Raw genomic sequence first — 23,162 nt, forward strand, 5'->3', positions numbered from 1 at the left:
CTCTTCCTTGAACTCATGCTCTTCCTTGAACTCATTACGTTATTCTGTTTAATACACCCTTACCGCTTAAGAATCCTTATGATGGACAAAATGGAAAAAACGCAAAATACCTCGTTAAAACTCTTCGTTTTGCCGCAAATAACGCCACTTTCCCAAGGGAAGTTCGCCCAGCCTTACCTTGCCGATGCGAACGCGTTTCAGTCCGGTGACCTTCAAACCAACCAGTTCGCACATTCTACGAATCTGCCGCTTCCTGCCTTCCTTTAAAATGAACCTCAACTGGTCCTTATTCTGCTGGACCACCTCGGCACGTTTCAGTGCCTTTCCATCCAGGCTCAGGCCGTGACTCAACAGATTCAGGGTGCGCTGGGACAACGCTCCTTCCACACGTACAAGATACTCCTTTTCAATCTCGGATTCGGCACCGATCAATTTCCTCGCGATGCGGCCATCCTGGGTAAACACAAGCAATCCGCTTGAATCGATATCCAACCGGCCTGCCGGCGCCATGCCTCTCAAATTTGATGGGCTAAAACTCGGTGACGCATTGCTATCATGAAGCTGCGATTCTCTATTAATGAGGCTGATCGCGGGCTTGTATCCTCGCTCGGGTTGTCCTGAAACATACCCAATGGGCTTATGCAACAGTACGGTGATTTGATCGCACTGCTGCGCTTGTGCCATGCGCGCAAGCTTTATTTCCTGGGTAGGAAAAACCTTGATGCCTAATTGATTGATGCGCTCGCCATCCACAAATACCCAGCCGCGTTCGATATAGTCATCCGCTTCCCGGCGCGAACACAACCCCTTCTGGGACATAAGCTTGGATAACCGGATTTTTTCCATCGTTTCCTGTTGTTCAGGAAAAAGGTGTCATGAAGCATAACGACACATCGTTCAAGAACTGCACATTATAGTTTGAACGTCCGCACCGTTTCAGCTAAAATGCGCCTTGCAGGCGCGTAGCTCAGCTGGTTAGAGCACCACCTTGACATGGTGGGGGTCGTTGGTTCGAGTCCAATCGCGCCTACCAATATTTACTTACATCCTTATCCTGCTTTTCCTGTTGCCTCCCAATAAACGGCATAGCACTCGGTCTTTCCCCTGCTTTTTGCTGCATGTCTCCCTGCCATACTTTCCCTCTGTCGCGTCCGATCATTTAAACCATCGAAGCGAGTTTTGATTTCAAGGTATGCGTACAATTTCAAGGTGTGGGTACATTACAATTGGAGACACCAAGAAGGTGTTGAAAGCATTTTCTTGAGTGAAAAAATCACTTTCTTCTTAAGAAAAGGGGAACAGACAGAGAACAACATCAGAAATCAGCTGGAAAGGAAAGAATATTTCCAGGTACCGAGATAATGGCATTTGTCCCATCGACTATGATCTCGACAGGATGATCGTTGAAAAGAAAGGATCGGCATGGACAATCTGTCAAATGCAAAATCCGTCACACTCCCGTCCTGTGCCGACAATGGTTGATCTCCACCGGGCGTGCATGGAGAGTGCATCAATAAAACGGCCCCCAAAGGGGCCGTATCTTTCTCCACGCAGAAGAGGTTTGCGTTTCGTCAATCAGGAATTTTTACGTTGGCTCCGCCGCCGCACGACAGCCCCCATCAGGCCCAGACCCGCCAGAAGCATCGCGTAGGTTTCAGGTTCCGGTATAGCTGCTGCAATGGCGCCCGCATATATGCCACCTTCCGTTCCACCCGTTACCCCTGTTATATTGAGGTAATTCACCCCGGATAGAGGCATATTCCAGGTCAAACTAAGGTGGTCTTCGCTGTTACCTGGTGAAGGAAGCACGGTCGATTGCAGCACTGTATCGTCACCGCCACCAACGACTCCATTAGCACCCGCCGATACGAGAGACATTGTGGCAAGTGCCGTATCGAAACTGAATCCGGAAATACTCAATGGGATATTAACCACGCCCGCAGTGGCTCCGGTGTTGGGTTGGGCAACAGTAAAGGTGAAGATGTCGCTAAAACCTGTGGTAGTCGGTGCCACGACACTGCTGAAAGTTGTGGGCGCAGAGGTGGATATTGTACCCAGATCTTGCTGGTCCGCGTAGGCACCAGCGCTCGCACCAGCCAGAACCGAGAGGGCAACGGCCTGTTTCAATGAAAATTTAGTCATCTTGTACCTCCTAATCGTCATGTACATGGAAGGTTAAGTCAACCATCTTGCATAATTCTTCACGTATAGAAGAGAAGAGAAGAGCGGTTAACAATTTTTTTGTTGGTAGTACCTATTGCACCGAGGTGCGAAATAAATCCGCGGTCCTCGATAATGGAAGATTACACTCCATGGGAAAATGATCAATAGACCGATAGGACTAGCCAGGAAAATTGATTGAGTCTTCAGCTTTCCTTTCTTCCATAAACATCCTCGAATCGCACGATGTCATCTTCTCCCAGATATGAACCGGACTGAACCTCTATCATCTCCAGTGGAACGCAGCCAGGGTTCTGCAAACGATGACGAGTGCCCAGCGGTATGAAAGTAGATTCATTTTCCGACACAAGATAAGTCGTATCGCCACGGGTTACCTGTGCAGTTCCATGTACGACGATCCAATGCTCGGCGCGATGATGGTGCATCTGAAGCGACAACGAAGCGCCCGGCTTGACAACGATCCGCTTTACCTGGAAACGCTCACCCGAATCGACTCCGTCATACCAGCCCCAGGGACGAAATACCTTTCGGTGCAGCTCGCTCTCCGGTCGGCCCCCGCGCTTGAGCTCGTCCACGATTTTCTTTACATGCTGCGTTTTACTCATATGAGCCACGAGGATGGCATCAGGGGTTTCAATCACCACCATGTCCTCAATCCCCACGCAGGCCACGAGCCGATGCTCGGACAAGGCCAATACATTACGGCAATCATTCAACAGCACATCGCCTTGAGAAACGTTGCCTTGATGATCCTTGGGCAAAACCTGCCACAAGGAGTCCCACGACCCCACATCGGACCATCCAGCGGAGAGCGGAATGAATATGCCGACCGGCAACGAGTCATCGTGAGCGAGGCGCTCCATTACGGCATAATCAATCGAATCGCTCGGACAGTGCAGAAATTCTTCTTTATTGGCACGTAAAAAATCACCATCGACTACGCCTTTCTCCCAGGCTGCACGACAAGCGGTTGAAATATCGGGGCGACAGGCGTCAATGGCAGCAAGCCATACCGAGGCCTTCATCATGAATAACCCGCTGTTCCAGAAATAAGAGCCGGCTTCGAGATATGTTTGCGCGGTGGCACGATCGGGTTTTTCAACGAAACGCGCTATCCGGCTTGCCCCACCCGTTTCCAGGGATTCGCCGGCTTCAATGTAGCCATAGCCTGTTTCCGGCGAATCCGGCGTGATTCCAAATGTTACCACTGCACCGTCCGCAGCCAGCGTCATGCCTGCACGAACGGCCATTTGAAAACGGGGCACATCAACGATCACATGATCTGCCGGCATCACCAGCAGAACCGGATCGCTTCCATCCCGCATGGCGGCGAGTGCGGCCAGTGTAAGTGCGGGAGCAGTATTACGTCCCGCCGGTTCGAGCAGAATATTCCCTTTTATTCCCATGAGCCGCAGTTGCTCGGCGATAACAAAGCGGTACTCCTCGTTGCAAACGACGAGTGGCGCTCCAAGCGCCACATCGGCGAGTCCTTCCATGCGGCGGAGAGTAGCTTGCAGCAGCGAATCTTCACCGATAAAAGACAGGAGCTGTTTCGGATATTTCTGGCGTGAAAGGGGCCACAGGCGGGTTCCGGACCCGCCGGAGAGGACAATGGGAACTAATGGTTGCATAAAGTTTTTACGAAAACGGATCGCCGCTACTCGAGCGGGTTTACCAGGTACCCTGGCTCAGCAAGGAATTGATAGCGACAAAGAAATCAAACCACCTAGCGTGATTTCTCGCCTCCATATCCCTCTGGATTCTGGCTCTGCCAGCGCCACGTGTCAACGCACATTTCTTCCAGCCCCTGCTTTGCCCGCCAGCCGAGCAGATCGAATGCGAGCGCGGGATCGGCATAGCATGAGGCGATATCACCTGGCCGGCGGGAAGCAATTCTGTGTGGTACCTTGTGACCACTCGCCTTTTCAAAAGCCCTTACCATTTCCAGCACACTATAGCCCGTCCCGGTTCCGAGGTTTACCGTCAGGCATCCTCCTTGTCTGTTAACGGCTTCTGCATTGCGCACTCCAGGATTCTCCAGAGCTTCGAGGGCTTTGAGATGGCCCAATGCCAAATCCACGACATGAATATAGTCGCGCACACCCGTTCCATCCGGCGTAGGATAATCATTGCCCCACACATTCAGATACTCGCGACGGCCGATAGCAACCTGGGCCACAAAAGGCATGAGATTATCAGGAGTTCCTCTAGGATCTTCACCGATCAAACCGCTGGAATGCGCCCCAACAGGATTGAAATACCTGAGGATGGCGCAGCGCCAGGAAGAATCGCTCCGGTATACGTCGCGCAGAATTTCTTCGATCACCAGCTTGCTTCGACCGTACGGGTTGGTGGCAGAGAGAGGATGATCTTCCGTTAACGGCAGCCATCCGGGCTCACCATAAACAGTAGCAGAAGAACTGAATACCAGAGTTTTCACTCCGCACTCTGACATCGCCTCCAACAAACGAAGGGTACCGACAACGTTATTATCGTAGTAAGCCAGCGGTTGCTGCACTGACTCTCCCACGGCTTTAAGGCCGGCGAAGTGAATGACAGCGATTGCTTGACTCTCTTGGAGGGCATTGGTCACGGAGGAGCGGTCACGGCAGTCGCCTTGCACGATGCGGAGTTTTTTTCCGGTGATATGCTCAACCCGTCTTAATGCCTCGGGATGACTGTTACAAAAATTGTCGAATACGGTGACATCAAGACCTGCATTCAGCAGTTCCACACAGGTATGTGAACCTATATAGCCTGCCCCACCGGTGACAAGGATCATAAATTGTTTTTCTCCCACACCCAGGATCCTCTAATCATAGTGCACTCTGCGTCAAAGAGTGAACCATGACAGGGAATGCAAAAGACTTGTTCCCCATGACAGTCGACCTCATGCTCTGCTTCCGGTCCGCGGATTTTTGGAAAACAACACTCTATTTCGCCAAAACCATCAGCGAAAACCCTCCAAGAATCCTTACTGTCAGATCCTGATTGATCAAAAATAATATTTTCCTGGGAACCTTCAGTAACCTGGCTTTCCATCCCCAAATCGCCAGGTTTGGAAGCTCGGAATTGTTTGTATAGAAATAATCTATTACTTCATACCCGGTATCCTTTAAAGTTGCCAGGGCGGTTTCCTTTGTGAAGTGGTGGATGTGACCCACTGATAACCGCTGTTTTATAAGTGGGGTGCTACGTAGAACCCATTGTACCGACAACTCGAGGGGAATATGGAATACCTTGTACGCTCCTTTTTTCGCAGATCGCGCAGAAACCCGAAATAATCTTCGACATGCTCGAATACATCGATAGCCATTACCACGTCGAACTCGGCACTGTCGCCAAATAAACTTTTGTGATATCAGCTTTCCACGGCGAATCCTCCTCATGCCAGGTTGGATGTTTGCTTAAATAAGTTCCATCCTCGTAAATGCTATTTTCCCCCATACTCACCTCCATGAAAATAGCGCCTTGATTTATTATATTTCTATACTCATAGTTCCATTTCCTTCACTAGCACGTCAACTATCCGTTCAGCCGCTTTTCCATCCCATAGATGGGGGCGTCGGCCGCGCTTGCCTTCTCCGTACAATATCTTTCGTACCTCGCCAACGATGCGCACCGGATCGGTACCTGCCAATACGTTGGATCCTTCTTCAACAGTGATAGGACGTTCGGTATTGTCGCGAAGGGTAACGCAAGGCACACCGAGAGCAGTGGTTTCTTCCTGTAACCCTCCGCTGTCAGTCAGCACCACCACGGCGTCTTTCCATAGATTAAGAAAAGGCATGTATGCCTGCGGTCCTAGCAGCGTGATGTTCGGCCCCAGCTCAATGCCAAACTTTTCAAGATTACCCCGGGTACGAGGATGAACCGGGAAAATCAAGGGCAATTCCATGGCAATCTCCCGCAGCGCACTGCACAGGCGGGTTATCATCTCGACGTTATCCACGTTGCTCGGCCGGTGCAGAGTCACGACTCCATAACGACCTCCATTGGCGGCAAGCCTCGTCTTGAACGGGCTTGTTTCAAGACTGGAAATATCGTGGCCCTCCAGCTTTTGGAGCTGGTACAACAAATTATCGATCATCACGTGGCCGACGTAATGAATGGCGGAATCCCGCTTTCCTTCCCGCTTCAAGTGATCGATTCCACTGGGCTCAGTCACGAAAAACCAGTCGGAAATGCTATCGGTAACGATACGGTTGACTTCCTCCGGCATCGTGATATCGCCGCTCCTTAAGCCGGCCTCTACGTGAGCCACGGGTATATGTAACTTCTTGGCTACAATGGAACAGGCCAATGTCGAGTTCACATCGCCTACCACCAGCACAGCCTCCGGGGGATCGGCCTCACAAAACTCTTCAAATGCCATCATGATCCTTGCGGTCTGTTGCGCGTGAGTTCCGCCACCCGCCGCCATGAAAACGTCCGGCTGGGGGATGCCAAGTTCTTCAAAAAAAACGTCATTCATTTCCCTGTCGTAATGCTGACCGGTATGGATGATTTTAAATTGCAAGCACTGGCGAGTCTGCAAAGCGCGCACCACCGGCGCGATTTTCATGAAATTGGGACGGGCTCCGGCAACAAGATAAATTTTTTTCATGCTGGCATAGGGTTCTCTGTTAGCAAGATCGTCCGACGCTTATACGTGAAGAAACCGACGTTTGCCACACCGACCAGCATCATCAAATAAATGTTTGGCTCAGGCACGAGGGACACTGACATAGACTGAAACATTTCCTTTCCATCCCCAGTGACGACATTATGAAGGGTTTCATTATGGCTGTGGACCAGGCTCTCCCCTGCCTGGACCATCCGCTGAGCAAGAATATTCCCTATCGTGTCGCTTAAGTCCTGTTCCACGCCCCAGCGCAGAAGTGGATCCAGAGAAATGCTTGACTCAGGCACGAGGGACATTGACTGAAACATTACTTTTTCGTCGTCCCTGATGATGACTCCAGAGAAATATGTGGAAACAGGTTCCGGACTGGGCGACCAATCATATAGCCCGCTCTTGAACCATACGCCCCCTTCGTCATTGAAAGTGTTGATGTGATTTTTCTCTTGAAAAAGCAGCGTCCCATCTTTCCAGAATTCGAGAAAACCTGTATCGTTCCCGGCCCACTTTACGTGCAAGTCTAAAAACGTCCAACGTCCGGTATGAAGATCCCATGAGGCCAATTCCCGACGTTCATAATCAACCCCGGTGATTGGGCGAGTACCTGCTGGCGAGGTAATCTTGTCGTAATCGAATACATTTATGAGCTTTATCCTCCCATCCTGAACCAGCACTGCAAGAGTGGGATTCCGACTATTACTCTCCCTAATATCGGCGGTATTATGAATCTGTGCTATGATGACATCATTTTTCGCTGTGGTAAACGCTTCTGGAAGATAGTAACCCCAGGAATACCACCGTTCAGAGCCAATGGGATCATGGAAGGTGCTTAATTCTGAGCGGTAACCCCCATATGTAGGCAGATCGCCAGGAACATGAGTTGCCCGCACCACCAACTGACCGGAACCCGCTGGATCATGAACCTGCTCCAGCCGAGATGGAATACCGTTCGGAGCCAAAGCACCACCGAAACGCATTCCATTGGCTTCGAGCGCTCGATAACTGGAAAAATCCCCTTTACTTAATCTTCCATCGAAAACTATATCAGCATAGGCGAAACTAAAAGGAAACGTTAAAGCAAAACATAAAACAAGCGCTGTAACCCTGATCATCCCTGCTCCAAAAAAAGTGCTAATTAGGACGCCAGAATTCCTCTACCAACGATTTTGTATTCCGGATATTTGTCTTGCTCGAAGCACCGAAAACGATGGCCTGTATGTTTGGCTGCTTGCAGACCCACTCGATTGCCTCCCTGGCTGGAACCGCGCCAGACGCGAACACCGACATCGCAATGGCCCGAAACTTCTTCTCATCCAGCGCCCGCTCATAAGCCTCGAAACCGCCGCACATGCGGAACCCGATCTTGTTGATGTTGGAACACACAATCGGGTTCTCGATACCCACCTCCTCGAGCGCATCCAGCAACTTCGGCATGTTCATCGTAATGAAGCCGGGTTCGGCGTTATAGCGAGACTTGATATGATCGGCAAAAATACGAAAAGCTGCTTTGAAGTCGAGACCCAACAACAGGTCGACTACAACGTTTTGAAGAAAGACTACAGGAGTATTCAAACCTGCAAACATCTTCATTTCTGCATCCACCAGTAAAGTGGTAATGCCTTCGATATCCTTTCTTGCAAGGGACATTCCCCCACGCAGCGCCGCATTCACGATGCCTTCTTCCGGAAGGAACCGCTTCAGCGCACCTACCATCCCATCCTCGGTGACCGCATTTGCATATTTGTGGGCGTAGGGCATGCATGGCAAAAACTGGAAGTCCTTGTAACGCTCTGGATTCGATCGCATGTGATCACAGACCATCGCGATGCGATCATGGGTTGTACACATGAAAGACGTGACGCCTTCATCATAGGCGTTATCCAGTACGTCGATGACTGCCGTCAGATCCTGAAAGCGCATCATCTGCGTACGCGCCTTCTCTTCCGACATATGATTGACCCCAAAAAACTGGTTGTCGCCAAACAACAGACGTTCCATTCTTATCTTTTCCTTTAAAGGAGAGGCCGCTTCAACTCACTGCCTTGCGACCGCCAAATAGCAGGCCGAATTTTTTTCCCGGCGCCTGCCGAGGGGCAATGCCAGATGTAACGGGCGGGCGCTTTTCCGCATCGGCAACCATCATTGCCATCACCCGATCCGTCATCACAGCCTCTTCGAAGGAATTGACATTATCGTCCGCGCGCGCCTCGATACAGCGCACAAAGTAATCCAGCTGTGCCGAGTATTCTTCGCCACGCAGGTAGAACCACACCGCTTCAGTCAGATCTGTCGTATAGCGCACATTCCATCCTCGCTGATATCCTGCGGGAACAGCCACATCATCGCGGATATATACCTGGCATTCCTGGCGATCAGCGTATATACGCCCCTGGGTACCCCAGAGAGTCACCTTCGTAGTCATCTTGCGGTAGGATTCATCGCTCCAGTTCACCGAGATTTGCGCACTCTTTCCACCGTCATAATACAACGTACTGAACACCTCATCTTCCGTGTCTCGGGAGAAAATTTTATTCAATACCGACCCCCCCACACTTTGAGGCGCACCGAGGAACCAGTTTACCAGGTTGATCGGATGAGCAGCATAGTCGTACAGGCATCCGCCGCCCTCGGTACGCTGGGTGCGCCAGGTGGAACTCTTGGGCTTGAGCACTACTGGACCGTACGCCTCGGCCAGCACATGTGTGACAGCACCGATTGCCTCTGCATCGAGCAAACGCTTCACTTCCTGAAAAGCCCCTACAAAACGGTTGTGATAACCGACCTGATTGACCAGGGCCTTCTCGGTAGCGATGCGGGCGAGCTTCTCACCCTCTGCTATATCGAGGCAAAAGGGCTTCTCACAAAAAACATGGAGATTTTCATTGAGTGCAGCCTCCACCATCCGTCCGTGCGAACGGGAAGGCGTAGCAATGATTATCGCATCCAGCTCGATATCGCGTAACATGACATCGAAATCCGTGTAAGTGCGAACGCCAGTGTACTTACTGAGAACGTCCAGAACATACCCGGTCGAGTCGCATATCGCTTCGACTTTCACACCCGGATGGGCATTGATCATGGCGTAATGCGACAAACCCATTTTGCCCAAACCTAACACTCCAAGGCGCACCATAGTAATTACTCCCAAGCAAAAATTATCTGTTCAGAACTTCGTTTTTGATCATGTCGTAAGCTGCTCTCCCCTTTTCAAGCAGTTCACGATTCGGTGGACGGCTCTCGGTCAACTCCAGGTAGCGTAGTGCGTCCTCTGAGATCAACTCGGGTTTGTGCGCAAACGCTCCCACCTTCAGCAAATAGCGATCCACATCCAGCAACTCATCCTGATAGACAGAAATGGTTGGGATGCCAAGTACTGCCATTTCGCGAGTCATCGTGCCGCCCGCTCCTATGAAAAGGTCGCAGTCGGGAGCAATATCCGCGATATCAAGTGCCGTGGTCACAACACGTACGTGGGAGAACTCGGACTTCTGGTAGTGAACGCTCTGCTCCTTGCCTCTCGGCAGCAACACGACATCCACATGGTCCTGCATTCCAAGCAGAAGATCATCGAGAAAATTTCGCTTTCCCTTGTAATATTGCGCCGTCCATGGTTCGGGACGGATATAGACGACTTTGCGCGATTTGGCCTTTCTTTGCCAGCCTCCCTCCTTTGACAGACGCGCATCCAGTTCCCATAAATAGATGCCCTCTTTTACACCAGGGTAATGGATCACCTTACGAGGATTGGCTCCCTGTTTCTTCAATTTCCCTAAGCTTAGGAACTCGGGCACCATGATCTTGCTCGCGCAGATGAAGGCCGGGATATTTCCCAGCGCATGCTCATTATCATTCATATAAATAGAAGGCACGCCCAGCAAACGGGAAACACTGGGAGAATGGAAGGAACTCTGGGAGATAGCAACGTCTATTTGCTGTTTAGCTAGAAATTGCCGCAATTGCATCACACGAACTGGAAAGCCTAGCAGTTTGGCGCTCAATCTGCTGCCGTAATGAAGTCCCACCACTTCATGCTTGAATCCGTGAAGATCCAGCAAATCAATTGTGTTTGCTAGCGGCCGCGAAGTGATGATTACTTCATGATCCTTCTCCAGATCGCGGATCATTGCCGCGAACATGTTCACATGGGGTGAATTCGTGAGTTCTAACCAGATTCGCATATTACTTACTCTAATTTCCTCAAGTCTATTCCCGAACACCTCGCCTTTCCGAATTACCTTTACCTGGCCGTTCGTTTTCGGGAGGATATTGGTATTTATCCTGCAATACGTTTCTTCATGGCTCCCCGGGGAGACGCAGTTTCCTTTCAATCCTTTTGGAATAGTTAGTCGTCCCTGAAAAACCTGTTTTTAGCGGACAAGCATCAGGAACTGATGGGTGTGTTCACTTTGTTTATGTTCCAGGCATTGCAGAATGTAGGCGTACAAAAGCGGCCACTCGGCGCAGAATCTTACGCAGATTGTGCCCAGCACCGCACAAGAGAGCATTCATGGCATCACCTGCTGTACCTTTGAGGAAGTTTCTTGCCAGGCGCCCATCGGCTTTCATATGCCCAATTACGGGCTCCACGGCATTACGGCGCTTTAGCTTCTTCCTGATGGGTACCGTGACACCTCGTTTGGCGCCGGCAACCCATACCTTTATCCGATCTGAAGCAATGCCATGACCGCGATAACCCCGATCCACGTACACTTGCCTGGGCACCCGTCCAGTCAGCCGCCGTGCCTGCGCCAAAGATGCTTTAAGCGTGTGTCCGTCATAGGGATTGCCGGGTAAGGCTTGCATGCCGATGACGAAGCTCTCCTTGCTGGTGGTGACCACTCCTACCTTGACGCCGAATTCATAAGGCTTGTGGGCTTTGCCTTTGGCAATGCATTCGACTTCGGGTGCATGCACGCTGTACACCTTGCCTTTGTCGTGGCGTTGTTGTGCCTGGATACGCTGGCTAACCTCCAGCAATCGCTTGAGCTTGGACTGTTCCTGTTCCCCTGGTATTTGCCCAGCCGCCACTTTGCGTTCGATGTCACGGATCACTCGCCCAAGATAGGTCTTGAGCCGCTTCTGTTCACGTTTGGCGCGCTGCATCTGCCGGGCATGAGCATAGCGCCCATGTTTGGCTAGCGCTACTTTGGATAAGCGCTCATAGCTCTGACGAAGCCCAATGCCCATACCTTTGGCCATTCTCACCAACGCGCCTCTGGCTTTGTGGTAGAGCCTGGCATCGGTCGGAAATGCAATGGCTTTGTCTTGCACTGTGGTGTCCACATTTACCACGGCCAGCGAGGCTCTGGATACGGTCCTGGTTTCAAGTCCGGCCTTAACCGTAAGAGCAAGCATGAATTCACAACCCTGCTTGCCGATCCGCTGCCGAAACCGCGTCATCTGGCTCGGATCAATCGGCAAGGTGTGACGGAAGTATTCTTCCCCGCAGAAGTATTGCCAATAAGGATTTTCTACCCAGCGTGCCACTACGCTTTCATCCGATTCGTTAAAGGCGTGTTTGAGGTAGTGCAATCCCACCATGAGCCGGATCGCAATACCAGGACGCCCTTCCTCGGCATACAGCCTGCCAAAGCGCGCTTCTGCTGCATTCCAGTCAATCTTCTCCGCCAGCCGATACAACGCATGCCGTTGATCGAGTATGTGTTGCAAACGCAGGCGAAACATGTCATCACACGCAGGCCTCTCTTGCTTCTTCGGCTTCATGAATTCACCAGAAATCCAGGGAAAATATTCCCAATTCTGGCAATTCCATCAGCCGTTGTATACCCCTCAATGCTAATATCTATAAGGATTAGGCCGTATTTCAGGAGCGACTAGTTATGCCTGCTGTTTTTGTTATGCGTAAACGAGTAGCCCGAAATATTACGAGTGACGCGCAAGGAATCAGTAGGACGACCGACTAGATGCTTTTTGCAAATAGCAATCCATTTTGTGCTAGAGATTAGGCTTGCGAATAACTTATGTCATGAACTTATGTGTAACGTAACTCAACTCCGAGGAACACTCCTAAGGCTCTCATAGACTTGAGAGAACTGCGCCAGCACTACAGGAGCGCTGAATCTTGCCTCGACTGTCCTTACTGCATTTTCCGCCAGCATCTTACTAAGACTGGAATCTTCCATTATCTCCCGTAAAGCTTGCGCCAGAGCGTGAGCATCCCCGGGTGGAACAAGTAAGCCGTTTTCTCGATCCTTGACCACCTCCGGTATACCTCCGACGGGAGTTACAACGATCGCCTTTCCGGCCGCCATTGCTTCCAGCATAGCCATCGGCAGGCCCTCCTCATAAGAGGGAAGCGTGAAAATCGATGCACGAGCAAATTCTTTTGCTCTCTGATCCGGGTTTATCCAGCCACGAAACTCTACGTTAGAGCCAATCCCCAGTTCATCCGCCATCTTTCGCGCCCAGTCAAGATGTCCATTCCCGCAAATAGCTAATCTGATATCCGGCAATGAATCCTTGAGTAGAGATAAGGCTTTTAATAATTCGAATATTCCTTTGCCCTTTCCTACATGCCCCAGGAACAGAATTCTTCCGGACTCTTCCATTCTTTCGAATGACTGCGTCCTGAGTGCGACAGAATTGGGGATGACTAGTATGTTAGCCGCTGGAGCATAGGCTGAGAGAAAAGCTGCCCAGCTTTCGGATAATGCTATAACTATGGAACTCCTCTCGAGAGTCCGCCGAATCCACCATTTCAGTAGAGGCCCTGATTCCTTTGAAGCAAAATGAGAGAACTGACCTCCATGCAGATGAAAAACTGTCTGGCAACGGAAAAATCTTGCGATAGCAAGAAAAATGGATTTTCTAATAAAGCTTGCACGGGAGGCCGAGTGAGCATGAATAATGGCTGGGCTGGCGAAAGTGCAATGCCATAGGACTTGCCAGGTAGCAAGAAGCATAGTTGTCAGCTTTTCAAAAGATGTTCCCTCTCTGTGTGAAGTAATATACTTGACATTTTGTTGGTCGAGAAAACCCTCCTCTTGAAATAAGCTGACGACCGAAGCTATGCCTCCCCTGCCTGCGGGGTCCGTTCCCAGCATAAGAGAAACGGTCTCTCGACTCATCAATGATTTAATTCGGATACTACAAATCTCCGAATCCCGACCAAAGTTAGCGGAATATCGTTTGGTTCTTCCCAGTGAAAGCTGGAAGAAGCTTTCCCCACACCTCGATTGGTCGTTCAATATAAATCCTGACTTCATCTAGCAATCTGCTTCAGATTAAACTGTTTCGTCTGCATGCACTCCTCTCCCAAGGTAAGTTTCACCGGAAACCGACATTGCCACCGGCTACATTTTTGTGTCAGTGAGATCCCCCAAGCATTAGCGCGGAATATCGATTCTTGTTTTTCCAATAACTATCTGGCGTCGAGACGTAAAATCGTTTGCATTAAGCGGGACATCGCCGCATCCCACCCGCACTACCGCCACGAATTCCATCTCAGTTTGCCGTTGCTTGTTCCGGAACTTCCCATGCCACTGATCTTTAATTTCAGGCATTTCTTGAGTTTTGCTTTCGACTCCCCCTGCAGGCGGAGGCTCAAACTTGTTGCTCTGTAGAAACTCGATTTCGCCTGGCTGCAGCATATCAATGCAGGCACGAGAGGTTTTACTCGTCGTCTCGATCGATGCGGGGGCTTTGACCTCGAACGTATTGGCGGAATGAATGTTCCATTCAAATTGCCGTGCAACCGCAGAGTTCAGGGAATCATGAATAACGAGTACATTTTCGTCCCGTAAATACCACAAGCGCCTCCTGGCCTTCTGCAATTCACCCTCGTATGCCGCTAATGCATCCCCTTCTGCGAAGTCGACTTTCCCATTACTGTGGAAGTCTACCAGTCTCCCCGCTGCTGTCATCTGGTCAGGACCAGTTTTCTCTGCCTCACCTCTTCCTCCATCGAACGTAATGGCATTATGCGCTTTAGTTTGCCAATACCATCCTTTCCAGTGGGGGGAACCATACCAGTCATAATACCCACTGTCGATCAGCAGTGGCTCACCTTCTGAAATGACGACAAACGAATTGTTATCGGCATGACTATGGCTGAACGCCGCGTAAGGACTTGATTTAAAGTAAATGGATGTACGCTTGGGATCAGCCCAATGATTGTGCATGGCTACCCAGCCGATAGTCTTGAACATACATGAGTTTTCTTTTGGAGCCACGCCAGATGTATTTACCCTTGTACGTGATACCGGGTTGGTCAGTTCGGTCAATGGGGGGGGAGAACCACCCAGATTCGCTGAGTACCAAAGAGCGAAGTCATTATCGTAACGATTTGCGTATGCTTTAATTACTTCCTCCCACGGCTTTCTCTCAGCTCCGTCACCAAAGGTGAACGTTGGACTTCCCGGTGGATTAAAGCATGCCAGGAATTTAAGTAAACCTCGGGGCCATGGCTTTTCGTACATATTGACGCCCGTCGTGGCGGCTATTACGTCCCAGAGATCAAGGTAAATATCAAGAGAATATTGGGCATATGCGGTGCCGTCTGCGAACCCGCCTTCCTCGCCCCCCCAGGGGCTTTGGTAATGTATATAAAAACGAAATGAATCCCGGAACCACTGCTCAGCTTCAGGTATGCTACCAATCATAAGTGCCGAGATAGTGGCGAGATAACCGAGACTTGTTGCCCCGTGAGAATCGAAGGGCGCTTCCGCCAAGCGCCATCCCGAAGACTTGAGATCGGAATGGATCTGTCCGACTCGGTCCTTGATGATGGCAAGCCACCTCGAGTTCTCGGCGTTAGATAGATTGTCTGACAAGCAATCGTAGGCAATAGCCAGTCCCCAAGCAATGTTGCGATTGCCCTGATCCTGATTTACCTGAGAGGTGGATCCGCGGGGATCGAGTGCAGCAAGCGCGTTGCCTCGGCGCTTCGCCTCCTCGAGATACTGGCGCTGTCCAGTGAGTTGCCAAAGCACAGCGGCAAGTCGCAATTGATATGACTCGGTAGAAGTGCGGGATCGAATGGCTGCGACTGAGGCGACCCAGGCCTTCTCATCCTTGGAACGCGGCGCCAACGCCAGAGAATTAGCGTCTACAGGTGCCTTGTTGGCGCTACTCTTCACCCGATATTCTAGTTGTTGGATAGTGGAAGCCTGCTTAGCTCTCCTTTTAGACTGACCAACCTCTGTCCGAGCATCGGTACCTTTTTCGGTGATGGAAAGTGAACGTGGCCGAGTGCGCGCTCTAATGTATTTTAATAGTATTTCCTCAGAAGGAACTTCGAACACGATTGCATCAGACGAAATAGAGAAACTACGCGCATCGCTCCATTGCCCACGAGAACCGGTCGGTCGGACTTTCCAGGTATACTCACCTGGCTCTAATTTGGATGATGGCAAGAACCAGTTTTGGGTTGTTTGCCATGTATATGCCTTGTTATGGGGTCCGCGGAGGAGCAATTCGTAGCCTTGCGCTTGCTGTGCGCGGCTCCAGCTGAATCCTGGCGGATTCTGGATGGAAACAGCGCCTTGGGCAGGCTTTGGTTGCACCAGCTTGAGGTCCTTTGGTTGTGCCCAGTCAGCAGGAGCTGTTTGCCTGTTTGAAGGCGAGAGGCGTATGGTGTTCAATCCCTGCTCCGCCTCCGGCGTGGTGCAACCTGCTGCCACAATGACCAGAACCAACAGCAACGGACACCGTATCGCCAGCTCATAACGCTTCTGGATTTTTCCATAATCAAAGTACGATCGTTTTATCATTTCCGTCAGCCCCATAGAATGATTGGTATCAAGTACTTGCCTGGAGTAAACCTTTGAAAGCTACCGCTGCCATCAAGTCTCACTACTTTATCGCCAACATGGCCCCAACCTAAGGAACCGCTGAAACCAACCGCTCCCAAAACTGGTTGTCAGTAAGAAGAGTTTCAATTGCATCTGACGACGGTGGAGTCTGACGGAGGGACCGACAATCCGTGTTCCCCACTTCTCGCTAGCACAGCTGAAGGATTACGTCATTTATTTCAAATCGCGCGCGAAACTATTCTGTTGCAACCACCATTCAAGCCCGCTTGGCAATATGTACCTGGGTGACTGCTACTTCTTGCTCAGTTCCTTTTAAAACGAGGCTGGGGATTTCCGTGTTAGGCGAATGAAGATTGCGTATCGCAAATCCCCTGACAATTCCCAGTGCTGCGATATGCCACAGCAGCATAGATATTGCCGCGTCCCGGAAACTACGCTTCTTGAAAACCAGGGATGCGTATATCAGAAGACCAAATCCTGCTAATCCGGCGAAAATACGCCAATCATCCGCAAGGATCAGGCTGACGAGCCAGATGATCCAGTAGGCAAGCGTAGCCAATGGATGGATAAACATTCTGATTGCATCAAACCTGTAAGGTTGGGCAAGTGCAAGCTTAAGGAACAAGCCCCCGGAAGCTACACGGCCATTTCGCCACACCCGTTCAACCAAGGAACGGGTCGTACCGGCATGACCGGTATGAAGAACCGCCATAACAGGTATACGCACCAGTCGCCAACCCTGGCTGTGGAGCCGAAAACCCAGTTCGGCTTCTTCATAGGCTTGGAGATTGCGATTTCCGGCATACCCTCCCGCGTTTTCGATAGCACTACGACGATATAACCCGCCACCCGGCAAGCACGCCAATTCCCCTTGAGTTGTGGGCCGATGGATATTGCGCTGGCGTTCGAACCAATTCCTTATCGTCCTATCTCGCAATAATCCAGATACTCCCGCTAGCCCAGGATCACTCTCTATCAGTTGGAGAGCCTGCGGGAGAAAGCCCGGCTGCAGTTCCATATCTCCATCCAGGATATACACGTAGCGTCCGCTTGAATGCTGAAACCCAAGCTGAACACCGGTCCCGCAACCACGATCTTCGGCAGCACGCAGTTGCACCACTTTAACGTCATAATTCTTCGCTATTTCAACCGTATCATCAGTGGATAGTGAATCCGCCACGATGATCTCGACTCCTCCCTCTATTTCCCGGACGGAATCAAGAACTGACTTAATGCACTTGGCGATCTTGCCCCCTTCGTTATAGGTCTTTATTAGGACTGACAATCTCATACTGCACCTCATTAAGATTGAGACTCGCATTACCACTCATCGTTATTTCTTGACTCATAGTCAATAGAGGAAGGATTTTCAATAAAAGAAACAAAATTTGGATGAATTTACTTATCTGATTCTTGCAGTCTTGGCAAAACCACCCTGCCAAGCAGGCTCTGCGCGAGTTTCGTGAAAGCGTTTGGCGCCCCTATCCATAGCATAGATAAAATAGGCGATCATCGCCAGGCTCTCGCTTCCGAGGATGGAATTTGGCGAAAGCGGTACTTCCCCCACCGAGCGGATGAAAAAAACAGCAAGCATGGCGATACTGCCGCCACGCGTGATTTTCGCTGCGCGGATGGAGTAACGCACGAAGAAATATAGAAACACCAATAAGGCGGTCAATCCAACAAATCCAGAGACGGAAAATACCTGTAAAAACAGATTATGGGCGTGGACCGCTCCCATAAGACCCCAACGGAGCCTGTTTTCCAGACTCCAGAAATCCATCCCTTGCCCGAACAAAGGGCTCTCCATTGCGCCGCGAATGGCCATGTCCCATATATATGTACGACCGCTGCCGGTTTCCAAACGGCCGACTGCCCGCCCTTCCAGCTGATGTTCGAAGGATGCGAGGAGAGATGTATCGGAAAACATCAACCAAGCTCCCCCTAATGCAAGAAATGCACTAGAAGCAACGATCAAAATGGATAGCGCGTGCCTATGATTTGTACTGCTGATTCTTGCTTCTGAGCCAATATTGGACAGCAGCCGCCAGCCAAAAATGATGAAGAGTCCAAAAAATGCCGCCAAAATTGACGTCTTCGATTGCGTTAAAATCAGCGCCAATCCCGCCGCTGCAAGAATACATCTTCTAATCCACGGTCTTGCTGAGGGCTCTGCCGCTTCGAGGATGAGAAGGGCGCACGCGATTGATCCCATGGAGTTTGCATGGCTGGTCAAACCCCACAAGCGTGTTCTGAATCCGGGAATGAGACCTATGTAGCCAGGTTGTATAGTAAGGCTTGGTGCAACCACGGCAACAACTAAACTGGCAAGCACCACTGCTGCAAGATACTGCTTGACGACGACTACTGGATCGCTAGTTGACATCCGTACCCAAAGGAACAGGGCAAGAAATACGAAGAATGGATAAACCAGCGATACATGGAAATAATGACTTTCACCAAAAACAAGCGGCAAGATACTGAACGCCACATAAAACACGGTGAACGCTATCAAGATATCATTAGGTGAATACAATCCCCTCCGCTTGAAGCGATCATTCTGCGCCCTCTTTTTGCTTGATGTAAGCACCCAGGCCGTACATAGCGCTACGGAAACCCCGACGATGGCCGCGAGAAGCAGCTTGGCAACGATGGTTCCCCCCATATCGCCCTCGGATGCGATAACAAGGCCTTGTTGCTCCATTCTGAGAACACGCTCCGACAGCAGGATAGTGCCGACGCTCGCTACAACTATCATCCACATCAGGCAGCTGAACAACCGGCCGGGCCAATTCGACGCCGCGCCTATAGCTGCAATCACGGCACCCACGCAGCAAAGCGCAAAAACGAATGCCACGATCAATAGAACGATGACTGTCAGCACCGTAAATCCTCGCAAACGATTGAACGCTGTTGATACATGCTCGTATTAAAGGCCCAAGAAATTGATCCCTCTGCGACCCACTGAAAATCTTATCAGCAAATCTGTAAGACTGAAGCTAAAGAAAAAACGGGGAAATGCTTTGAACAGGGCCAGAAGCACGAAGCATTTGAGAACAAGCGCCAGCAACTCAGTTGGAATCATTGCCGCATGCGAGAAGTCCTCGAACAGTGTGACAGGCATGGCCATAAAGACTGCGATAAAAAAAGGACCTTTTATTACAGAAATGAATTCCACACGCGCAATCCCGCCTCTTACTGCTATTGCTTTTAGCTGTAATAAGAATCGAGCAATGTACGCAACAGTGATGGCGAGGCCCACATGGACGAGGCTAATATTTATAGTGAAGAACAAACCAGGGATCAGGAGCATCAAGCAGGCAGTCTGGGAATAAAATACCGTTTTCTGATCGCCGGTTGCGGTAAGGATTGCTCCGGAAAGGGAACTCATTGCGAGTGCAATCATTCCTATGGACATAGCGGAAAAAATTCCAGCGGCATCAAGCCATTTGTCACCGAACACTACCTCAACGATCAGCTCTGCATGAGTGAGAGTATATCCATACGCTGGAAAAACAATAAAACTGACCGCAGCGAGGGCACTCAGGTAAAGATGCCTTATTCGTCGTTGGTCATTACCAATTGCGGAAGCCGTGGAAAAAAGGATAGTTTGAAGTGCTTGCACCACGTGAAGTACAGGAGTGCGCGCTAACATGGAAGCAGCGTTGAAGTTACCTAATGATGACGCGCCGAGACTGCCCACGAATACGCCTGCAGTGTTATCTACAGCCCAGTTCAAGACATTGATCCCCGCCACTTGGCGCCCCAGCGGACCACTCTTGGTAGGCCGAAAGGGATTTGCAAGTCTTAATGAGTGTGGACTGTAGTAATGTCCGATAACAACCTGGAGAATAGCTGCTACGTACCACGCTGTTAGTAGGGCCCAGACACCGAAACCGGCTAAAGCCATGGTCACCCCCACAATGGGATAGGCTACAAGGTAAGCGCCGGTGGTTGATATTTGAATTTCTCGAAATCGGAGTTCAGCCCTCAGTTTCGACTGTGATATAGCGACGAATCCGACGAGCAGATATGAGGGGGCAGAGTACCTGAATACAGATCCAACAAGTTCATTTCCAAGATAATCTGCAACAGGGTACGAAATGGCGATAACACCAAGCATGCAAATAAACGATAAAAGCATGATTCTGGAAAAGGCTGTAGCGATTTCCTGTTTATCGTTGAAATGCCCTTGTATCAAAGACCATCCAAAGCCTTGGTCGATGACCAAAGCCAGTACTGCGTGAAGTAGCAATGCATAACCGAACGTGCCTACCAGTTCGGGCCCGAGTTGCCGCATGATCAAAATCTGCGCAATCAACTGGGAGGCAACTCGAATGACCGTTCCGGTATAGTTGCTCTTGACAGCGCTTAAGCTCTTGACGGCCAGACTCATCTCATGACCCATCGGTCTCGGCAATATTTCTGCCCGAGCGAAAAAAACCCAAGGTTGCCCTGTAGCCCCATATCATTACGTTCCCGCAAATCGCTTGCGTTCCGCTACCGGCATCGCGGACAAGATGTCCTCAACGAATACCTGGTGCATTGCAAAAGCGTGACGGTCATCCTGATCGACGGATGAAACCCGGAAAAGAAGTCCGTCGGGAATCATTCCCTTCAGGCCATAACGCATCTCCGCCAGTTTTTTTCTCCAACCTTGAGTGATTGGTGTATCGCCTATCATCACCCAATACGTCACAGGTTCAATTCTGTGTTTTTCCAGCGAAGTTACGAGCTGCACAACGGGAATTGAACCCATTGATGAGGCAATATTCCTCCTCTCTCTCGATATCAGTTCAAAACCTTGTGCGGGATAACAGACTTCAGGATAGTGTGTTTGCATGGAATCTCTCTGATCATCGCCATACGCTATCGCCAGCATAACTCGATAACCGTTGGAATTCGCATACGTGCGGCTGAGTGTTTGGGTATAGATCCGTTCGATCAATTCCTTTTGCTGCGGATCGACCATTTGCACAAAGTTATGTTGCTCCTCCCTCCAGTCTCCGAATTCTTTCGGGATCATTGTTTCGAGGTCGACCACCGGACCCTGGTCGGCGATTTTTTGTGTAGGCTTCAGCGCTAGCGCAAGGCCTGAGGCAGCGAGCATGAGCACTAGAAGCAGGCAATTTCTTAGCCAGGGATTCATTGTCATGCTTCTCCGAGCGCATTGCTTCCGACACGCAGTCTGACCGCCATTTGTAATAGTGAATCGACCCCAATGATCAGCAGCAGAGCACTGAGGAAGAGCACCATACCCGCAAATCCGTGCAGGAAGCCCTGCCCCGCCTCATCGCCGAAATGGTAGGTAATCAGCGTCAGTACCATTACCCGGATAACGTTGGCGGTAAAGGATATCGGAACAATAAGGATAGCCAATGTGACGTTTCTGAATAATGAGTCGTGACGAACCAGATTAAGATAGAGCAGGCCGAGTGCCTCGAGCGTAAAGAGAGTATGAAGACCTGCACACGCATCTGCTACGAGCAGCTTGTATTGCCCAATCTGCAGAATGACTCCAGTACGCGCAATGGGGTAGTTGAACCAGAAAAGAATGGTTTCCGCCACATATGAAACTGCCATTTTCATCGGCATTGTCACAGCATCGACGAACGTGGAGGGAAGAGGAATCATGAATAACATGAAAAAGAGTGGAAACCATAGCGTCTTGAGGGCAGTGCCACCACGCATGAGCAAGAGAATGGCGGTCAGCAGCCAGATTACAGAACCAATTTCGAACAGCAGGATATCCTGAGAGCGTCCAACCACGTAGAGCATCAGGCCAAAAATAAAGATTGGCCAGCCAGCACCTGGAGTCGTGGGTTTCCCCTCGCTCTGACGCCACATTTTCGGCCACTTCCGATATATAAGCCAGCAGGCGATAGCGAGCACAATCGGCCCATGAGCTTGTTGATCGGTAGACCAGATGCCATGAAAAAGATCGACCAGGCTTGGTAAATAAAGTACGATTAATCCGGCGATGATAGGCAACCAGACGAATACCGGACTACGAGATTCGCCCGGCAAATTTTTTTTATTGAAGATAATTGAAGAATTTATAACCATCTTGTTTTCACAATACCTGTTATCTCGTTATCTTCGCGCCGCCGCCATGCTGCTGGTGCTGGGAATTCTGATTGGCTTGTTTGCTGGTGGAGCACAACCTGTTGCTGTAAATCTAATACCCAGCCCTTGGGATAAGCTTGCCCACACTGTTATTTTCGCCCTGCTCACGTGGGCAATAGGTGCAGCAAGTGGTCTCAGTGGCTGGCGACGGCTGGGCCTCGCATTTCTCGGAGCAGCGTTGATCGGCTTGTTTGATGAATGGCATCAGATGTATCTGCCCGGCCGCAAAGCAGGGTGGGATGATTTTGTCGCTGATGTGACAGGTAGTCTTATCGGTATTGCTCTGCTCGAGGCAGAGTGGCGGCACCGGAATTAACCCGTCTTTTCCAACTGCGCCAATAGTTCCCCTATCTGTTTTCACAAGCGAATCAGGAAAATGAAGAAAATATAAGATATATCATCCCTTTCGTTTAGCGCCTGATGCTCGTGGAATTTCGATAATGCGAACCTATCTATAGTGA

General features: G+C 50.4%; 18 protein-coding genes and 1 tRNA gene. 2 read left to right on the forward strand and 17 right to left on the reverse strand.

The genetic code is table 11. The annotated features are described in order from the left end of the window. Positions 1-114 precede the first annotated feature (114 nt). Positions 115-846: a pseudouridine synthase gene (locus ACZ5BW_RS13475; RefSeq protein ID WP_464540806.1), complete on the reverse strand. Its 732-nt coding sequence runs from the start codon at positions 844-846 to the stop codon at positions 115-117. Positions 847-956: 110 nt separating this feature from the next. Between ACZ5BW_RS13475 and ACZ5BW_RS13480 the strand changes: the two genes are divergently transcribed. Further along, positions 957-1,033, forward strand: a tRNA-Val gene (locus ACZ5BW_RS13480). A gap of 542 nt (positions 1,034-1,575) precedes the next feature. Here ACZ5BW_RS13480 and ACZ5BW_RS13485 read toward each other — a convergent pair. The 16 genes from ACZ5BW_RS13485 to xrtB all read right to left on the reverse strand — a co-directional run bounded on the left by ACZ5BW_RS13485 (position 1,576) and on the right by xrtB (position 22,641). After that, entirely contained in the window at positions 1,576-2,142 is a 567-nt protein-coding gene (locus ACZ5BW_RS13485; RefSeq protein ID WP_464540808.1) for an FxDxF family PEP-CTERM protein, read from the reverse strand. A gap of 224 nt (positions 2,143-2,366) precedes the next feature. Continuing rightward, entirely contained in the window at positions 2,367-3,812 is a 1,446-nt protein-coding gene (locus ACZ5BW_RS13490; RefSeq protein ID WP_464540810.1) for a mannose-1-phosphate guanylyltransferase/mannose-6-phosphate isomerase, read from the reverse strand. 95 nt (positions 3,813-3,907) lie between these two features. Further along, complete coding sequence (gene galE / locus ACZ5BW_RS13495; protein WP_464540812.1) at positions 3,908-4,963, reverse strand: UDP-glucose 4-epimerase GalE; 1,056 nt, start codon at positions 4,961-4,963, stop codon at positions 3,908-3,910. 711 nt (positions 4,964-5,674) lie between these two features. Then, positions 5,675-6,787, reverse strand: coding sequence for a non-hydrolyzing UDP-N-acetylglucosamine 2-epimerase (gene wecB / locus ACZ5BW_RS13500; protein ID WP_464540814.1), 1,113 nt, complete (start codon positions 6,785-6,787; stop codon positions 5,675-5,677). Continuing rightward, positions 6,784-7,914 carry a polysaccharide lyase gene (locus tag ACZ5BW_RS13505; protein WP_464540816.1) on the reverse strand — a complete coding sequence of 377 codons (1,131 nt, stop codon included), beginning with the start codon at positions 7,912-7,914 and terminating at the stop codon, positions 6,784-6,786. Before ACZ5BW_RS13505 ends, wecB begins: the two co-directional genes overlap by 4 nt. 19 nt (positions 7,915-7,933) lie before the next feature. Beyond that, the gene (locus tag ACZ5BW_RS13510) at positions 7,934-8,800 is read right to left on the reverse strand and encodes a type 1 periplasmic-binding domain-containing protein (RefSeq protein ID WP_464540818.1); all 867 of its coding nucleotides are present in this window, start codon (positions 8,798-8,800) and stop codon (positions 7,934-7,936) included. A 31-nt stretch (positions 8,801-8,831) separates the two neighbouring features. Continuing rightward, positions 8,832-9,935, reverse strand: a complete 1,104-nt coding sequence (locus ACZ5BW_RS13515) for a Gfo/Idh/MocA family protein (protein ID WP_464574173.1) — start codon at positions 9,933-9,935, stop codon at positions 8,832-8,834. Between the two features lie 22 nt (positions 9,936-9,957). Further along, positions 9,958-10,980, reverse strand: coding sequence for a DUF354 domain-containing protein (locus ACZ5BW_RS13520; RefSeq protein ID WP_464540820.1), 1,023 nt, complete (start codon positions 10,978-10,980; stop codon positions 9,958-9,960). Between the two features lie 232 nt (positions 10,981-11,212). Next, positions 11,213-12,526 (reverse strand): IS5 family transposase, encoded by a 1,314-nt coding sequence (locus ACZ5BW_RS13525; protein ID WP_464540822.1) that lies wholly within the window; start codon positions 12,524-12,526, stop codon positions 11,213-11,215. 284 nt (positions 12,527-12,810) lie between these two features. Then, positions 12,811-14,028, reverse strand: a complete 1,218-nt coding sequence (locus tag ACZ5BW_RS13530; protein WP_464540824.1) for a glycosyltransferase family 4 protein — start codon at positions 14,026-14,028, stop codon at positions 12,811-12,813. Positions 14,029-14,148: 120 nt separating this feature from the next. Then, positions 14,149-16,548: a heparinase II/III domain-containing protein gene (locus ACZ5BW_RS13535; protein WP_464540826.1), complete on the reverse strand. Its 2,400-nt coding sequence runs from the start codon at positions 16,546-16,548 to the stop codon at positions 14,149-14,151. A gap of 283 nt (positions 16,549-16,831) precedes the next feature. After that, complete coding sequence (locus ACZ5BW_RS13540) at positions 16,832-17,866, reverse strand: glycosyltransferase family 2 protein (RefSeq protein WP_464540828.1); 1,035 nt, start codon at positions 17,864-17,866, stop codon at positions 16,832-16,834. 111 nt (positions 17,867-17,977) lie between these two features. Further along, a complete protein-coding gene (locus tag ACZ5BW_RS13545) occupies positions 17,978-19,459 on the reverse strand; it encodes an O-antigen ligase family protein (protein ID WP_464540830.1) in 1,482 nt (493 codons plus the stop codon). A gap of 45 nt (positions 19,460-19,504) precedes the next feature. Further along, a complete protein-coding gene (locus tag ACZ5BW_RS13550; protein ID WP_464540833.1) occupies positions 19,505-20,971 on the reverse strand; it encodes an oligosaccharide flippase family protein in 1,467 nt (488 codons plus the stop codon). Between the two features lie 75 nt (positions 20,972-21,046). Beyond that, the gene (gene epsI / locus ACZ5BW_RS13555; RefSeq protein WP_464543718.1) at positions 21,047-21,724 is read right to left on the reverse strand and encodes an exosortase-associated protein EpsI, B-type; all 678 of its coding nucleotides are present in this window, start codon (positions 21,722-21,724) and stop codon (positions 21,047-21,049) included. A gap of 2 nt (positions 21,725-21,726) precedes the next feature. Further along, complete coding sequence (gene xrtB, locus ACZ5BW_RS13560; protein ID WP_464540835.1) at positions 21,727-22,641, reverse strand: exosortase B; 915 nt, start codon at positions 22,639-22,641, stop codon at positions 21,727-21,729. Between xrtB and ACZ5BW_RS13565 the strand changes: the two genes are divergently transcribed. Continuing rightward, on the forward strand, positions 22,556-23,017 hold the full coding sequence (locus ACZ5BW_RS13565) for a VanZ family protein (protein WP_464540837.1): 462 nt from the start codon (positions 22,556-22,558) through the stop codon (positions 23,015-23,017). The genes xrtB and ACZ5BW_RS13565 overlap by 86 nt on opposite strands. Positions 23,018-23,162 lie beyond the last annotated feature (145 nt).

Source organism: Nitrosospira sp. TNL300 (assembly GCF_055385915.1).

Bases quoted from the DNA above. Each gene is read 5' to 3' on its own strand.
- ACZ5BW_RS13475 (WP_464540806.1), bottom strand. From the start codon at position 846: ATGGAAAAAATCCGGTTATCCAAGCTTATGTCCCAGAAGGGGTTGTGT.
- ACZ5BW_RS13485 (WP_464540808.1), bottom strand. From the start codon at position 2,142: ATGACTAAATTTTCATTGAAACAGGCCGTTGCCCTCTCGGTTCTGGCT.
- ACZ5BW_RS13490 (WP_464540810.1), bottom strand. From the start codon at position 3,812: ATGCAACCATTAGTTCCCATTGTCCTCTCCGGCGGGTCCGGAACCCGC.
- galE (WP_464540812.1), bottom strand. From the start codon at position 4,963: ATGATCCTTGTCACCGGTGGGGCAGGCTATATAGGTTCACATACCTGT.
- wecB (WP_464540814.1), bottom strand. From the start codon at position 6,787: ATGAAAAAAATTTATCTTGTTGCCGGAGCCCGTCCCAATTTCATGAAA.
- ACZ5BW_RS13505 (WP_464540816.1), bottom strand. From the start codon at position 7,914: ATGATCAGGGTTACAGCGCTTGTTTTATGTTTTGCTTTAACGTTTCCT.
- ACZ5BW_RS13510 (WP_464540818.1), bottom strand. From the start codon at position 8,800: ATGGAACGTCTGTTGTTTGGCGACAACCAGTTTTTTGGGGTCAATCAT.
- ACZ5BW_RS13515 (WP_464574173.1), bottom strand. From the start codon at position 9,935: ATGGTGCGCCTTGGAGTGTTAGGTTTGGGCAAAATGGGTTTGTCGCAT.
- ACZ5BW_RS13520 (WP_464540820.1), bottom strand. From the start codon at position 10,980: ATGCGAATCTGGTTAGAACTCACGAATTCACCCCATGTGAACATGTTC.
- ACZ5BW_RS13525 (WP_464540822.1), bottom strand. From the start codon at position 12,526: ATGAAGCCGAAGAAGCAAGAGAGGCCTGCGTGTGATGACATGTTTCGC.
- ACZ5BW_RS13530 (WP_464540824.1), bottom strand. From the start codon at position 14,028: ATGAAGTCAGGATTTATATTGAACGACCAATCGAGGTGTGGGGAAAGC.
- ACZ5BW_RS13535 (WP_464540826.1), bottom strand. From the start codon at position 16,548: ATGGGGCTGACGGAAATGATAAAACGATCGTACTTTGATTATGGAAAA.
- ACZ5BW_RS13540 (WP_464540828.1), bottom strand. From the start codon at position 17,866: ATGAGATTGTCAGTCCTAATAAAGACCTATAACGAAGGGGGCAAGATC.
- ACZ5BW_RS13550 (WP_464540833.1), bottom strand. From the start codon at position 20,971: ATGAGTCTGGCCGTCAAGAGCTTAAGCGCTGTCAAGAGCAACTATACC.
- epsI (WP_464543718.1), bottom strand. From the start codon at position 21,724: ATGAATCCCTGGCTAAGAAATTGCCTGCTTCTAGTGCTCATGCTCGCT.
- ACZ5BW_RS13565 (WP_464540837.1), top strand. From the start codon at position 22,556: ATGATAGGCAACCAGACGAATACCGGACTACGAGATTCGCCCGGCAAA.
- xrtB (WP_464540835.1), bottom strand. From the start codon at position 22,641: ATGGTTATAAATTCTTCAATTATCTTCAATAAAAAAAATTTGCCGGGC.